This window comes from Morganella sp. HMSC11D09, from assembly GCF_001807955.1.
GTDB classification, from domain to species: domain Bacteria; phylum Pseudomonadota; class Gammaproteobacteria; order Enterobacterales; family Enterobacteriaceae; genus Morganella; species Morganella morganii.
Window position 1 is genome coordinate 135,124 of record NZ_KV791647.1, and the last position, 14,884, is coordinate 150,007.

At 52.5% G+C, this 14,884-nt stretch carries 12 protein-coding genes and 1 other annotated feature; of the genes, 2 read left to right on the forward strand and 10 right to left on the reverse strand.

Annotated features, from left to right (window positions below; genetic code table 11):
- Nucleotides 1–156: 156 nt before the first annotated feature.
- The 5 genes from dnaJ to tal all read right to left on the reverse strand — a co-directional run bounded on the left by dnaJ (nucleotide 157) and on the right by tal (nucleotide 6,706).
- Nucleotides 157–1,302, reverse strand: coding sequence for a molecular chaperone DnaJ (dnaJ, locus tag HMPREF3119_RS01575; protein ID WP_004237124.1), 1,146 nt, complete (start codon nucleotides 1,300–1,302; stop codon nucleotides 157–159).
- A 102-nt stretch (nucleotides 1,303–1,404) separates the two neighbouring features.
- Nucleotides 1,405–3,327 carry a molecular chaperone DnaK gene (dnaK, locus tag HMPREF3119_RS01580; RefSeq protein ID WP_004237123.1) on the reverse strand — a complete coding sequence of 641 codons (1,923 nt, stop codon included), beginning with the start codon at nucleotides 3,325–3,327 and terminating at the stop codon, nucleotides 1,405–1,407.
- 314 nt (nucleotides 3,328–3,641) lie between these two features.
- Complete coding sequence (locus tag HMPREF3119_RS01590) at nucleotides 3,642–4,940, reverse strand: MFS transporter (RefSeq protein ID WP_004237120.1); 1,299 nt, start codon at nucleotides 4,938–4,940, stop codon at nucleotides 3,642–3,644.
- Between the two features lie 121 nt (nucleotides 4,941–5,061).
- Nucleotides 5,062–5,646 carry a molybdopterin adenylyltransferase gene (gene mog, locus HMPREF3119_RS01595; RefSeq protein WP_004237119.1) on the reverse strand — a complete coding sequence of 195 codons (585 nt, stop codon included), beginning with the start codon at nucleotides 5,644–5,646 and terminating at the stop codon, nucleotides 5,062–5,064.
- Between the two features lie 106 nt (nucleotides 5,647–5,752).
- Nucleotides 5,753–6,706, reverse strand: coding sequence for a transaldolase (tal, locus tag HMPREF3119_RS01600; protein WP_004237118.1), 954 nt, complete (start codon nucleotides 6,704–6,706; stop codon nucleotides 5,753–5,755).
- A gap of 321 nt (nucleotides 6,707–7,027) precedes the next feature.
- Here tal and yaaA point away from each other — a divergent pair, with 321 nt between their 5' ends.
- Entirely contained in the window at nucleotides 7,028–7,810 is a 783-nt protein-coding gene (gene yaaA / locus HMPREF3119_RS01610) for a peroxide stress protein YaaA (protein ID WP_004237116.1), read from the forward strand.
- A 91-nt stretch (nucleotides 7,811–7,901) separates the two neighbouring features.
- Here the strand turns inward: yaaA and thrC are convergent, their stop codons facing one another.
- The 4 genes from thrC to thrL all read right to left on the reverse strand — a co-directional run bounded on the left by thrC (nucleotide 7,902) and on the right by thrL (nucleotide 12,771).
- On the reverse strand, nucleotides 7,902–9,194 hold the full coding sequence (gene thrC, locus HMPREF3119_RS01615; RefSeq protein WP_036417894.1) for a threonine synthase: 1,293 nt from the start codon (nucleotides 9,192–9,194) through the stop codon (nucleotides 7,902–7,904).
- Between the two features lie 9 nt (nucleotides 9,195–9,203).
- Nucleotides 9,204–10,136 (reverse strand): homoserine kinase, encoded by a 933-nt coding sequence (thrB, locus tag HMPREF3119_RS19465; protein ID WP_070578146.1) that lies wholly within the window; start codon nucleotides 10,134–10,136, stop codon nucleotides 9,204–9,206.
- A 3-nt stretch (nucleotides 10,137–10,139) separates the two neighbouring features.
- Complete coding sequence (thrA, locus tag HMPREF3119_RS01625) at nucleotides 10,140–12,599, reverse strand: bifunctional aspartate kinase/homoserine dehydrogenase I (RefSeq protein ID WP_070578149.1); 2,460 nt, start codon at nucleotides 12,597–12,599, stop codon at nucleotides 10,140–10,142.
- A gap of 29 nt (nucleotides 12,600–12,628) precedes the next feature.
- Nucleotides 12,629–12,746, reverse strand: a sequence feature (Thr leader region).
- Complete coding sequence (gene thrL / locus HMPREF3119_RS19985) at nucleotides 12,685–12,771, reverse strand: thr operon leader peptide (RefSeq protein WP_064483359.1); 87 nt, start codon at nucleotides 12,769–12,771, stop codon at nucleotides 12,685–12,687. It overlaps the preceding feature by 62 nt.
- A 615-nt stretch (nucleotides 12,772–13,386) precedes the next feature.
- On the opposite strand from thrL, the gene arcA reads away from it, so the two are divergent.
- The gene (gene arcA / locus HMPREF3119_RS01635; protein ID WP_004237112.1) at nucleotides 13,387–14,103 is read left to right on the forward strand and encodes a two-component system response regulator ArcA; all 717 of its coding nucleotides are present in this window, start codon (nucleotides 13,387–13,389) and stop codon (nucleotides 14,101–14,103) included.
- 79 nt (nucleotides 14,104–14,182) lie between these two features.
- Here the strand turns inward: arcA and creA are convergent, their stop codons facing one another.
- Entirely contained in the window at nucleotides 14,183–14,674 is a 492-nt protein-coding gene (gene creA, locus HMPREF3119_RS01640; protein WP_015422440.1) for a protein CreA, read from the reverse strand.
- Nucleotides 14,675–14,884 lie beyond the last annotated feature (210 nt).

The window sequence follows — 14,884 nt, forward strand, 5'->3', positions numbered from 1 at the left end:
AATAATGGCGGATCCGATAGTATTCATCGCGTTAATCCCTGTTGATAATCAGAGCAAAAACAATAACGCGTTCAGATAAAACAACTTTTACAAAACACACAAAAAAACCGGCCGGGAAAATTATCCCGGCCGGTTATATACATATCTGACAATGGCTTATTTGGTCAGGTCATCAAAGAATTTTTTCACACCGTCAAAGAAGCGTTTTGCTTTCGGGGTGTTGTTGTGACCGCTCTGGCCATCCACAGATTCACCGAACTCACGTAACAGTTCTTTCTGTTTTTCGCTCAGTTTCACCGGGGTTTCCACCACCACACGGCACATCAGGTCACCCTGCATTCCGCCGCGCGCCGGTCTGACACCTTTGCCTTTCATGCGGAACAGCTTGCCGGTCTGGGTTTCTGCCGGGATTTTCAGCTTAACGCGCCCGTCCAGTGTCGGTACTTCAATTTCACCGCCCAGCGCCGCAACCGTAAAGCCAATCGGTACTTCACAGTAGAGATTGCTGCCGTCACGCTCGAAGATATTGTGCTGGCGGACATGAACCTCGACATACAGATCGCCTGCCGGAGCCCCCATTTCGCCTGCTTCACCTTCGCCGGTCAGACGGATACGGTCACCGCTGTCCATCCCCGCAGGGATTTTGACTGACAGGGTCTTATAGCGTTCAACACGCCCGTGACCATGACATTTGCTGCACGGATCTTTGATGATTTTGCCGCGGCCGTGACAGGTCGGACACGCCTGCTGCACTGCAAAGAAGCCCTGGCGCATCTGCACCTGGCCCATACCGTGACAGGTCGGACACTCCTGCGGCTCTGTACCTTCTTTCGCCCCGCTGCCGTGACATTTATCACAGGTTTCCAGGGTCGGAATACGGATCTCTTTGGTCACACCACGAACCGCTTCTTCAAGGGTCAGTTCGATGTTGTAACGCAGGTCTGCTCCGCGTGCCGCGCGTTGCTGACGGCGACCACCACCAAAAATATCACCGAAGACGTCACCAAAGATATCACCGAAATCAGCACCGCCGAAACCGCCGCCGCCAAATCCGCCGCCACCGCCCATACCGCCCTGCTCAAATGCCGCGTGGCCGTACTGGTCATAAGCCGCACGTTTCTGTGCGTCGGTGAGGATCTCGTATGCTTCTTTTACTTCTTTGAATTTATCTTCCGCGTCTTTATCGCCCTGATTACGGTCAGGGTGATATTTCATCGCAAGGCGTTTGTAGGCTTTTTTAATCTCTTTGTCATCCGCAGATTTCGAGACGCCCAACACCTCGTAGTAATCTTTTTTTGCCATCCGTTTTGTCCCTTAACACAAGCACACGGGCGCAGAGTTTCCTCAACGCCCGTGCCGGTTTTCAGTGATTAATAACAGTCATCACCGCGCCCGCTAAGGGCCTTATTTTTTGTCTTTGCTGTCGTCAACTTCTTCGAATTCAGCATCGACAACATCATCATTTTTACCTGCATCCTGCGCGGCATCAGCACCTGCTGTACCTGCCTGCGCCTGCTGCTGGGCAATTTCCATCAGTTTGGCAGAAGCGTCGATCAGCGCTTTCGTTTTCTCTTCGATAGCGGCTTTATCTTCGCCTTTCGCTGCGATTTCCAGCTCACTCACCGCCTGCTCGATTTTCACTTTATCGTCGCCCGGCAGTTTGTCGCCCGCTTCTTCGATCTGTTTACGGGTAGCGTGAACCAGCTGATCTGCCTGGTTACGGACCTGTACCAGCTCTTCGAACTTACGGTCAGCTTCAGCGTTGGCTTCCGCATCACGTACCATTTTCTGGATCTCTTCCTCGTTCAGACCGGAAGATGCCTTGATGGTGATGTTCTGCTCACGGCCGCTGTTTTTGTCTTTCGCGGACACATGCAGGATACCGTCGGCATCGATGTCAAAAGTAACTTCGATCTGCGGCATACCGCGCGGAGCAGCCTGAATACCATCCAGGTTAAACTGACCCAGTGATTTGTTGTCACCGGAACGTTTACGCTCACCCTGCAGAACATGGATAGTTACCGCAGACTGGTTGTCTTCCGCTGTGGAGAACACCTGGCTGTGTTTGGTCGGGATAGTGGTGTTCTTCGCAATCAGCGGAGTCATCACGCCGCCCATGGTTTCGATACCCAGAGACAGCGGGGTAACGTCCAGCAGCAGCACGTCTTTAACATCACCACCTAACACACCGCCCTGAACCGCAGCACCAACAGCCACAGCTTCGTCCGGGTTCACATCTTTACGCGGCTCTTTACCGAAGAAATCAGCAACGGTTTTCTGAACCAGCGGCATACGGGTCTGACCACCTACCAGGATGACATCATTGATATCATTCACTGACAGACCGGCATCCTGTAATGCAACTTTAACCGGATCCATAGAGCGTTTAACCAGATCTTCAACCAGTGATTCCAGTTTCGCGCGGGTCACTTTGATGTTCATATGTTTAGGACCGGTCGCGTCCGCCGTGATGTACGGCAGGTTAACGTCAGTCTGCTGTGCAGAAGAAAGCTCAATTTTCGCTTTCTCGGCAGCTTCTTTCAGACGCTGCATTGCCAGCGGGTCGTTACGCAGATCGATACCCTGTTCTTTCTTAAATTCTTCAACCAGATAGTTGATCATGCGGCTGTCGAAGTCTTCACCACCTAAGTGGGTGTCGCCGTTCGTTGCCAGCACTTCATAGGTTTTTTCGCCGTCAACTTCATCGATTTCGATGATGGAGATATCGAAAGTACCACCACCGAGGTCGAAGACCGCGATAGTACGGTTACCCACTTCGCGATCCAGGCCGTAAGCCAGTGCCGCTGCAGTCGGTTCGTTGATAATACGTTTTACATCCAGACCTGCGATACGGCCGGCGTCTTTGGTTGCCTGACGCTGAGCATCGTTAAAGTAAGCAGGTACGGTGATAACCGCTTCGGTTACCGGCTCGCCGAGATAATCTTCAGCGGTTTTCTTCATTTTTTTCAGGACTTCAGCAGAAACCTGTGGTGGTGCCATTTTCTGGCCTTTTGCTTCCACCCATGCGTCGCCGTTATCAGAGCTGACAATTTTGTACGGCATGATGTTCATATCGCGGCGCACTTCTTCATCGTCAAAACGACGACCAATCAGACGTTTGATTGCAAACAGTGTGTTCTGCGGGTTGGTAACAGCCTGACGTTTTGCCGGCTGACCGACCAGGATTTCACCATCCTGTGTATACGCAATGATTGACGGCGTTGTGCGGTCGCCTTCTGCGTTCTCCAGGACACGTGCCTGATTACCATCCATTACAGCAACACAAGAGTTGGTTGTACCTAAGTCGATACCAATAATTTTACCCATCTAAAGGCCTCCGAATAATTCTGTTCGTCTTACGCTACCGATGTATATGAGGTTCAATTTTCACTTTTCAAGAAAAAATTTTTCGCTCACCCGTCACCCGGAATATTTCCTGACGGTACCGGACATCCGCAGCGTTAAAGGGGATTCAACTGAGTTTCAGTTTCCGATGACAAGTAGATGGGGCCATAAATGCATTCATCAAGGGGAAAATGAAAAAAAAACAGATTATTTAAAAGAAAATGATGAAACACTGAAAAATGCCGCGCTGACAGTCATATCAGCACGGCATTCACACAACACAATGCAGGGGGTTATCAGGAGCTGAACACCATCATCCGCTGACGCACCGCCGCTTTCCCCATATACAGTCCCAGCAGCAGGCCGATCAGTGAAAGCCCCAGCATGTAATACGCCGGTGCCAGCGGGGTCCATTTCAGGAACAGCGTGACCACCACCGGCGTCAGTCCGCCGAAAATGGCATAAGAAAGGTTGTAGGAGAACGAAATACCGCTGAAGCGGATCTCCGCCGGATAACTGTTCACCATCACAAACGGTACCGCGCCCACCACGCCGACACTGAATCCGGCCAGTCCGTAGGTCAGCGACAGCGGCGTACCCGGCTCACCGGCGGTCAGGTAAAAATAGCCGGTGCAGACCGCCAGCAGCAGGCTGCCGAAGGTAAAGACCACAGAGGCGCCCAGTTTGTCACACAGATAACCCGCCACCAGACACCCGGCACACAGTGCCAGAATTGCGGTCATATTGGCGACTGAAACCACCGCTTTTGCCAGGCCGAACTCCGTCTGTAAATACGCCGGTGTCAGCAGGATCACCACCACAACCCCGGCGGAGAGCAGCCAGGTCAGCAGCATGGAGATAACAATCGCTTCTTTGTGATTCACCACCACGGTTTTCAGCGGCAGCTCTTTCGCCAGTGCTTTTTGCTGCTTCATCTCCTGAAAGATCGGCGTTTCCGCCAGCCAGCGGCGCAGATAAAGAGCCACAAACCCGAAAATCCCCCCGAGGAAGAACGGCACACGCCAGCCCCAGGCAAGCTGCTGCGCTTCAGTAAAAAGTGTCGCCATCATCATGGCCACCAGCGAGCCGAGCAGGATACCAACCGTCAGCCCTGCCGTCAGTGTGCCGCAGGCAATGCCGATACGATGCTTCGGCACATGCTCGGAGACAAATACCCAGGCACCAGGCACTTCCCCGCCGATAGCCGCCCCCTGCATTACCCGCATTAATAAAAGCAGTAACGGCGCGGCAATGCCGATAGATTCATAAGTCGGCAGCAGGCCGATACAGAGTGTCGGCACCGCCATCAGCAGAATACTGAGGGAAAACATTTTCTTGCGCCCGACCAGGTCACCGAAGTGTGCCATCACAATACCGCCCAGCGGGCGTACCAGATAACCGGCAGCAAAGATCCCGAAAGTCTGCATCTGCACCAGCCACGCAGGGATGTCAGGCGGGAAAAACAGTTTGCCGATAGTGACGGCAAAAAAGATGAAAATAATAAAATCGTAGAATTCGAGTGCGCCGCCCAGGGCCGCGAGAGAGAGTGTTTTATAATCCTGCCGGTTGAGTGTCCGGGGAATGGTCTGTGCCATGGGTTCACCTTTCCTGTCTTTACATTGCTGTTATCTTTACTTTACATAAGTGAATAACCGCATCATAGGACAAGAAAGGTGTCCGGGGGAATGTTTTTTATTTTATGCTGAAAACGCAGCATTACTGCGGCTTTATTGCTGATTTAGGGCGAAACGCCGCGACAATTTCAGGGTCAGTTTCGATGTAAGGCCCGTCGAGCAACTGTATACAATACGGTACACTTGCAAAAATACCGGAAACCATTACTTTGCCGTTTTCATCTTTCAGCCCTTCCAGGGTCTCAGCGATAGCTTTCGGCTGCCCCGGCAGATTGAGGATCAGTGACTGATTGCGGATCACGCCCACCTGGCGGGATAAGATTGCCGTCGGCACAAATTTCAGGCTGATCTGACGCATCTGCTCGCCGAAACCCGGCATTTCGCGATCCGCCACCGCCAGTGTTGCGTCCGGAGTCACATCACGCCGCGCCGGGCCGGTTCCGCCGGTTGTCAGCACCAGATGGCAGCCGAATTCATCCACCAGCTCACACAGCGTCTGGCTGATCATCGCTTCTTCATCCGGGATCAGGCGGGTTTCTGTCTGAAAAGGCGTGGTGATAGTTTTTTCCAGCCATGCCTGTAAGGCCGGAATGCCTTTATCTTCATAAATACCACCGGATGCGCGGTCAGAAACCGAGACAAGACCGATGCGCAACACATTGTTCATAGTCACCTCAACGTCATTTTGACTCCGGGGCACAGCATAGCATTGCCGCCGGAAACAAAAAAGGCAGCCTGCCGGCTGCCCTTCTTATCTGTTTGTTTTATAAAGATTACAGCAGATCGGCGATCATTTTTTCCAGTTTGCCCTGGTCTACCGCAAACTTACGGATACCGTCCGCCAGTTTCTCGGTTGCCATAGCGTCACTATGGTGACCCCAGTAGAACTCAGCTTCTGTCAGCGGCGCAGGACGCGCTTTCACTTCGCCTTTGTATTCCAGTTTGCGCTCAACCGCGCCGGTCGCTTCTGACAGCTCTTTCAGCAGTGCAGGGGCGATGGTCAGACGGTCACAACCGGCCAGTTCCAGGATCTCACCTGAGTTACGGAAGCTTGCGCCCATAACCACGGTTTTGTAGCCGTGCTCTTTGTAGTAGTTGTAGATTTCAGTTACTGAAATCACGCCCGGATCTTCTGCCGGTGCGAACTCTTTCTTATCGCTGTTTGCTTTGTACCAGTCGAGGATACGGCCGACAAACGGAGAAATCAGATATACACCTGCTTCCGCACAGGCACGCGCCTGAGCAAAGGAGAACAGCAGTGTCAGGTTACAGTTGATGCCTTCTTTTTCCAGCTGTTCCGCCGCGCGGATACCCTGCCAGGTGGAAGCCAGTTTGATCAGGATACGATCGTTGCTGATGCCGGCATCGTTATACAGTTTGATGAGACGTTTTGCTTTCGCGATACTCGCCTGAGTGTCATAAGAGAGACGGGCATCCACTTCTGTGGAAATGCGACCCGGAATCAGTTTCAGGATCTCCAGACCGATATTCACCGCCAGTTTGTCACCGGCATCGATAATCTGCTGTTCACGTGAATCGCTCTGTGCACGCGCCCAGGTCACCGCATCATCAATTAACTTACGGTACTCCGGAATCTGCGCCGCATTGAGGATCAGAGAAGGGTTGGTGGTGGCATCCTGTGGTTTGTAAAGCTTCATCGCTTCGATGTCACCGGTATCGGCCACAACCGTGGTCAGATTACGCAGGGAAGTTAACTTATCGGTCATTTTCGTCTCTCATCTTATGTCAGAAGATACTCTGAATAATCCAGCATGCCTGCAGGCGGGCTTTGCGTAGTCAACACCCCGGCATTCTGAAGTATGGCGAGTACAGATGGCAATATGCCGCAACTGCACCTGATAATATCACGGACAGCCCGCCGCGCAAGCAGGGAAAATCCGGTGCCGCACCGGTGATCCGCCGTTATTCCGCTGTAATCCGGAACGCCTCCTGTTTTGTATGTATTACCGATTACAGTGATTTGCCCGCTCTGTGCTTTTTTTTGGTAGAGTACCGTTAATAATGACAATATCAGACCGGAGCCGACCATGCTGCTGACTATTTCCCCTGCCAAAACCCTCGACTATGACAGCCCGTTAGCCACTGAACGCCATACTCAGCCTGAGCTGCTGGCACAATCAGAAGCCCTGATGGAAACCTGCCGCAAACTGACCCCGGCGGATATCGGCTCGCTGATGCATATCAGTGATAAACTGGCGGGTCTGAATGCCGCCCGTTTCGGGGAGTGGCAGCCGGATTTCACGCCGGACAATGCCCGTCAGGCTATTCTGGCATTTAAAGGGGATGTGTATACCGGGATGCAGGCGGAAACCTTCAGTGAAGCCGATTTTGATTTCGCCCAGCAGCATCTGCGTATGCTTTCCGGCCTGTACGGCGTGCTGCGCCCGCTGGATCTGATGCAGCCTTACCGTCTGGAGATGGGGACGAAACTCGCCAATCCGCGCGGCAAAGATCTGTATGCGTTCTGGGGGGATATTATTACGGACAATCTCAATCAGGCACTGGCCGCACAGGGTGATAATGTACTGGTCAATCTGGCCTCTGATGAATACTTTAAAGCGGTGAAGCCGGAGAAACTGAATGCGGTGATTATCAAACCGGTTTTCCTCGATGAGAAAAACGGCAAATATAAAGTGATCAGTTTCTATGCTAAGAAAGCACGCGGCCTGATGAGCCGGTTTATTATTCAGAACCGCCTGACACAGCCGTCTCAGCTGACCGGCTTTAACCTCGACGGTTACCGTTTTGATGAGAGTCAGTCCGGTGAGCGGGAACTGGTGTTTACACGTTCAGAACACCACGCAGCATAACCGCCGGATAATTCAGCTGCGCCATCCATGGCGCAGTATGCTTTTTGTTCTCTTACCCGTTATCATCTCGCTATCGCTGATTGATAAGAAATTACGGCTTCACCGTCTTCAGCATATAGTCCCGCAGCGCCGCGAAATCCGCTGGTAACACGGCTGACAGCAGTGGTAAATCAGCCCGCTCCGCCAGTTCAGCCGGTAACGGCAGTTTACTGCCCAGAATCGCTTCCACACTCTCCAGGAATTTTGCCGGGTGCGCCGTGCCGAGGAAAATACCGTACTCACCGGGCTGCAAGTCACTGCGCAGCTGGCGATAAGCAATCGCGGCATGCGGCTCGGAAATATAACCTTTCGCAGCCAGATCGCGCATCGTTTCGCGGGTTTCGTCATCACTTACCGCACCGGAACGCAGATCCTTCAGAGACCAGCCTTCGCGCGCAAACAGCGCCTCAATACGCGGCCAGTTATTCGGCTGGCTGACATCCATGGCATTGGATAACGTTGCCACCGTCGCCGCCGGTTTCCACTGTCCGTCCGCCAGATAGCGCGGTACCGTGTCGTTGGCATTAGTCGCGGCGATAAAGCGTTTCACCGGCAGCCCCATCGCTTTCGCCAGCACCCCGGCGGTCAGGTCACCGAAGTTGCCGCTCGGCACCGAGAACACCAGTTCACCGCGTTTTTCCGCCGGAACCTGTGCCACCGCTTCAAAGTAATAACAGATTTGTGCCAGCAGACGGCTGATATTAATAGAGTTTGCCGAGTTCAGATGCAGCGTCTGCTTCAGTTCCTCATCATCAAATGCCTGTTTTACCAGTGCCTGACAGGCATCGAAATCATCCTGCACCGCCACGGTATGGATATTACCGCCGAGGGTACAGAACAGTTTTTCCTGTAACGGACTGATTTTTCCCTGCGGATAGAGGATCACCACCTGCACATTTTTCAGGCCGTAAAAGGCGTGTGCGACGGCAGCACCGGTATCCCCTGAAGTCGCGGTCAGAATAGTGACCGGCTTGTCACCGGCAACCGCGGCCAGCGCCTGGGCCATAAAACGTCCGCCGAAATCTTTGAATGCCAGTGTCGGGCCGTGGAACAGCTCCAGACAGGCCACATCCGGCTCTACCGGGTTCAGCGGTGCCGGGAAAGCAAAGGCGGCACGGACACGCGCTGCCAGCTCAGCTTCCGGGATCTCATCACCAATCAGGGCATGCAGAATGGCGGTGCTGCGGCTGACAAAATCCATCGCCAGCAGCTTATCCATTTCCGCCTGCTCAAAAAACGGAATCTCACGCGGGAAGAACAGCCCCTGTCCGCGTCCCAGCCCCTGTTTTACCGCCTGTGCAAAACTGACTTTTTCACTCTCATCTTTTAAATTGTACAGTTCCATTTTTTACCTTTATGCACTTATCTGACGTGCGCCTTTGAGATCGAGACGGCACAGATGGACAAACCCTTCGCTGTTCTGCAAATACTGTGTGTTAAAGACATCCGCTACCTGCTCTGCCGCTGATTTGCTGTCACAGACCGCAAACAGGGTCGGACCCGAGCCGGAGATGCCGCATGCCTTCGCGCCGCGTGCAAGCACCTGCTCACGGACCGCATCAAAATTCGGTAATAATTCACGGCGGTACGGCTCTGCCACCACATCACGGATCATCGCCGCCGCCAGGTCAGCCTGTCCGGTGTGACAGGCGTGGATGAATCCGGCCAGGTTGCGGCCGTGGCTGACAATATCCGCCCGTGAGTAGGTCGCCGGTAAAATCGCCCGTGCCTGCGCCGTGGAGACTTTGATGCCCGGATACGCCATTACCCAGTACCAGTGTTCAAACCCAGGTACTGCCTGGCTGACGCTGTCGCCGGTTTCAATATTGAGCTGCAATCCGCCAAGGAAGCAGGGGGCGACATTGTCATAATGCACACTGCCGGAGATGCGCCCTTCCATCTCCCCCATCAGGCGCAGCAGCGTCATTTCATCCAGCGGCCTGCCGGTGTACTCATTCAGCGCCACCAGCGCAGCCACCACCGAGCAGGCGCTGGAGCCCAGCCCCGAGCCCACCGGCATATTTTTTTCCAGCACCATGGCGACCGGCAGATCATCATGAATGATCTCACTGAACCGTTCACGGCACTGATACACAATATTGTGCTTCGGATTCACCGGCAGCCTCCCGGCAAAACGCCCGCGGTTTCTGAGTGAAAACGTCTCTGCCTTCGCGATGGACACACAGTCGCCGAGCAGTGCCCCGCTGACCGGAGACACTGCCGCACCCAGCACATCAAACCCCACACTCACATTCCCGATTGACGCCGGTGCATAAATTTTTATCACGTTTTACACTCCCAGTTTCCATGACATTGTCCGCAGCACATCCGCAAACACCCCTGCCGCTGTCACATCATTCCCCGCGCCGTAACCGCGCAGTACCAGCGGGATAGGCTGATAGTAGCGGGTATAAAACGCCAGGGCGTTCTCGCCGTTTTTCACTTTATACAGCGGATCGTTACCGTCTGCCTCTGTGATTTTCACCTGACAGCGACCGTGATCAATGATGCCAACATAACGCAAAACGCGGCCTGCTTCTGCGGCTTTCGCCACACGCGCGGCAAAGGCCGCATCCAGTGACGGCAGATTCGCCATAAAGGTATTCACATCGCCGGAAGCATCGAAGTCCGGCGGCAGCACGGAATCCACCTCAATATCGGATAATTCAAGGGAAAGTCCCGCTTCGCGGGCCAGGATCAACAGCTTACGCGCCACATCCATCCCGGAGAGATCATCACGCGGATCCGGCTCGGTAAAGCCTTTGGCTTTCGCCGCAGCTGTTGCCTCAGACAGTGACATTCCTTCATCCAGCATACCGAAAATAAAGGAGAGCGAACCGGACAGAATACCGCTGAACTGCATCAGTTCATCCCCCGCGTTGAGCAGGTTTTGCAGGTTTTCGATCACCGGCAGCCCGGCACCGACGTTGGTGTCGTAACGGAACTGACGTTTTGATGCCGCCGCCGCACTGCGCAGTTCATGGTAATAATCCATCGGCAGGGTATTGGCTTTTTTGTTCGGCGTCACCACGTTGAAACCGTCCTTCAGGAAATCCGCATATTGCAGGGCGATTTCCTCATTCGACGTACAGTCCACAATCACCGGGTTGAGGAAATGGTATTCTTTTTCCAGGCGGATCAGACGGCTGAGGCTGAACGGCTCTTTGGCCTGCGCCAGCGACTGACGCCAGTCCTGTAAATCAATGCCGCGCATATTGGTCAGCATCGCTTTTGAGTTGGCGATACCGCACACACGCAGATCGATACTCCGGGCTTTCAGCCACGCCTGCTGGCGGCGGATTTGCTCCAGCAGCGCACTGCCGACCCCGCCGGTGCCCACCACAAACACCTCCACAATGCGGTCAGTGTTAAACAGCATCTGATGACACAGACGCACACCGGCGGCCGCGAGATCATTATCCACCACCGCAGAAATGGAACGTTCAGACGAGCCCTGCGCGATCGCGATAATATTGATGTTGGCGCGCGTCAGTGCCGAGAAGAACCGCGCGGAGATGCCTTTGAGTGTCCGCATGCCATCCCCGACCACGGAGACAATCGCCAGGTTATCCAGTACATCCAGCGGGTCGAGCACGCCCTCTTTCAGCTCCAGATAGAACTCTTCTTCCAGTGCCTGCTGAGTGCGGGCCTTATCTTTCTGCGCCACACAGAAACTGATGCTGTATTCGGAAGATGACTGTGTAATCAGCACGACAGAGATATTACGCCGTGACATCACCGTAAACACCCGTGCCGCCATCCCGACCATTCCTTTCATACCCGGGCCGGAGACGTTAAACATCGCCATATTATTCAGATTGGTGATCCCTTTCACCGGCAGGCTGTCATCACGCTGGCCGTCGCCGATCAGCGTGCCCGGTGCGTCCGGATTGAGGGTATTTTTAATCAGGCACGGGATCTGGAACTGTGCAATCGGCGCGATAGTGCGCGGATGCAGGACTTTTGCCCCGAAATAGGAGAGTTCCATCGCCTCCTGATACGACATGCCTTTCAGCAGACGGGCATCCGGCACAAAACGCGGGTCACAGGTATACACGCCGTCCACGTCAGTCCAGATCTCACAACAGGCCGCACGCAGACACGCCGCCAGTACCGCTGCGGAATAATCAGAGCCGTTACGCCCCAGCACCACCAGCTCACCGTTTTCATTACCGGCGGTGAATCCCGCCATCAGAATGATGTGGTCAGACGGGATATTCAGTGCTGCAATACGTTTTGTTGATTCATTAATATCAACGGTGGATTCCAGATAACCACCAAACGCCAGCAGGCTGGCCACCGGGTCAATCACCGTTACTTTATGGCCGCGGGCTTTCAGCAGTGATGCTATCACCGCAATGGAAAAACGCTCGCCGCAGCTGATCATATTGGCGTTGATGCCGTCCGGACACTGCCCCAGCAGTGACACACCGTGCAGTACCCGGCGGATCCGGCTGATTTCCTGCTCTGTTTCATGCTTCAGCCGGTCATATTCAAAGCCCGGTACCGCATCGCGCAGCCCGTCCAGAATCGCCCCGAGAATCGCGGCGGCATCGTGTACCAGGGTGTTTGCTTCCTGCCCGCTGACGGTCTGCTCCACCATCGCCACTAAGTAATTAGTGACTTTCGCCGGTGCGGAAAGCACCATGGCGAGCTGTCCCTGCGCGAGTTTTTTCTCCGCGATTCCTGCGATGTTCAGTATACGATCCGCGTTTGCCACGGATGTGCCGCCAAATTTAAGTACACGCATGTGTCACCTGCTCCTGCCGTTTTTAGTCCAAAAAAAAAGCCCGCACAGTCATTGTGCGGGCTTTTTTCGTGATTTCAGATATGCGTCAGCCCGCACCGCCGGTGGTAATGGTGGTGGTGGTAATAATAATCATGGTCAGGCTGTGATTACGCATGGGGTTCCTGTCTGTCATTTGTCTGGTTAACCCTATTACGGTTAAAGGAAAGGCAGGTTGATGTCAAATTATTCTTCAGATTTGCCCGCAGAATCAGACAATTTGAATCTGATCACATATCAGAATAAAAAGAAATTACGGCAAATTAACGCGGTTATCATCTCATCAACCGGCATTTAATTTTACAGAACCAGGAGTTTCTGTATTTTTTCACTTTTATTATATAGGTTGCGTTTTTCGCTGTTTACCCGGCAGAAAAATGTACAATAATCAGACAAGTCAGATATAATGCTTAACATTGTATTTCTATTTATTTGACAATCATTAAAACTGGCAATTAACAATTGAAAATTGTGTTAACGTGCTACAATTGATTTTGATATGTATCAACAAAGGTTAGATTTCCGGATGGTAAATGATTGGGTTGCTGTTATATTGGTGTTAATAGACTAATATTGGTACGAATCGTTTCAATTCCTTACGTTCTGAGTTGAGTGATTGTTAAAATGCGGTCTGAACAAGATTTTTTTCTGTCTGTGGTGATGTGCCGGACATAACCACAACGATACCGGCACAGGTTACACGGGCAGATAATCAGATTTCTTATTATTCTAAGTAATTTAGGTAGCGACTATGCAAACCCCGCATATTTTAATTGTTGAAGATGAGATCGTCACCCGTAACACCCTGAAAAGTATTTTCGAAGCAGAGGGTTACGTGGTACATGAAGCCACTGATGGTGCAGAGATGCACAATGTGCTGTCAGACCATGATATCAATTTGGTTATCATGGACATCAACCTCCCGGGAAAAAATGGTCTGTTGCTGGCGCGTGAGCTCCGCGAACAGGCAAACGTGGCACTGATGTTCTTAACCGGCCGTGATAATGAAGTGGATAAAATCCTCGGTCTGGAAATCGGTGCTGATGACTACATCACCAAGCCGTTTAACCCGCGTGAACTGACTATCCGCGCACGCAACTTACTGTCACGGACCATGAATCTGGCCGGTGGCAGCGAAGAGCGCCGCAGTGTGGAAAGTTACAAGTTCAACGGCTGGGAACTGGATATCAACAGCCGCTCATTAATCGGACCAACCGGCGAGCAGTACAAGCTGCCGCGCAGTGAGTTCCGTGCAATGCTGCACTTCTGTGAGAATCCGGGCAAGATTCAGACCCGCGCTGAACTGCTGAAGAAAATGACCGGCCGTGAACTGAAACCGCATGACCGTACAGTGGATGTCACCATCCGCCGTATCCGCAAGCATTTCGAGTCCACACCGGATACTCCGGAAATCATCGCCACCATTCACGGCGAAGGTTACCGGTTCTGCGGCGATCTCGAAGAGTAATCTTCCGCTGCGGTAACACATATACGAAATCCCCGGTGATGCCAGGCACCACCGGGGATTTGTTGTTGCTGTTATCCGGTTATTTGTTCCACGGAATGATCGGCACCGCGCTCAGCGCATTTTTCGGCGAACCGTCGACCACTTTATCTGAATAGGTCAGATAAATCAGCGCATGACGCTTCTCATCATAGAAACGAACCACCTGTAACTTCTTGAATACCATAGATGTCCGTTTCTGGAACACCACCTGACCTTTATCTTTGCGGCCTTTTTTCACTTTATCACTGACTGTGACCGGCCCGACCTGCTGACAGGAAATCGCGGCATCAGATGTATCCTCCGCCAGACCCAGCCCGCCCGAAATCCCGCCGGTTTTTGCCCGGCTCAGGTAACAGGTGATATTTTCCACATCCGGATCATCAAAGGCTTCCACCACAATCTTGTGGTCCGGCCCCAGAATTTTGAACACGGTGTCCACAGAGCCGATTTCTTCACCATGGCTCAAAAAGGATAACGAACTCAATGAAATAGCTGTAATAATTCCCAGTATAGACCGGCGAGTCTGATTCATAATCTTAATAGCCCAAGAAAATCATTTGAAAATTGTATGATTTTAAAGATAATCCATGTTACCAGTTTATGATAGTCGCCCTGTTCTTAAAACATTTTTTCCGGCCAAAAGTAAGAATTGGTAAATGATTATCCCGTTGATAATCACTCAGGTTAGAATATAAATTCGTTATATCTCTTTCAGAACTTCATCAATCCAATAAGGGAGATG

Bases quoted from the DNA above. Each gene is read 5' to 3' on its own strand.
- mog (WP_004237119.1), bottom strand. From the start codon at position 5,646: ATGAACAATGTGTTGCGCATCGGTCTTGTCTCGGTTTCTGACCGCGCA.
- creA (WP_015422440.1), bottom strand. From the start codon at position 14,674: ATGAATCAGACTCGCCGGTCTATACTGGGAATTATTACAGCTATTTCA.
- arcA (WP_004237112.1), top strand. From the start codon at position 13,387: ATGCAAACCCCGCATATTTTAATTGTTGAAGATGAGATCGTCACCCGT.
- thrL (WP_064483359.1), bottom strand. From the start codon at position 12,771: ATGACAGACAGGAACCCCATGCGTAATCACAGCCTGACCATGATTATT.
- HMPREF3119_RS01590 (WP_004237120.1), bottom strand. From the start codon at position 4,940: ATGGCACAGACCATTCCCCGGACACTCAACCGGCAGGATTATAAAACA.
- tal (WP_004237118.1), bottom strand. From the start codon at position 6,706: ATGACCGATAAGTTAACTTCCCTGCGTAATCTGACCACGGTTGTGGCC.
- yaaA (WP_004237116.1), top strand. From the start codon at position 7,028: ATGCTGCTGACTATTTCCCCTGCCAAAACCCTCGACTATGACAGCCCG.
- thrC (WP_036417894.1), bottom strand. From the start codon at position 9,194: ATGGAACTGTACAATTTAAAAGATGAGAGTGAAAAAGTCAGTTTTGCA.
- dnaK (WP_004237123.1), bottom strand. From the start codon at position 3,327: ATGGGTAAAATTATTGGTATCGACTTAGGTACAACCAACTCTTGTGTT.
- dnaJ (WP_004237124.1), bottom strand. From the start codon at position 1,302: ATGGCAAAAAAAGATTACTACGAGGTGTTGGGCGTCTCGAAATCTGCG.
- thrA (WP_070578149.1), bottom strand. From the start codon at position 12,599: ATGCGTGTACTTAAATTTGGCGGCACATCCGTGGCAAACGCGGATCGT.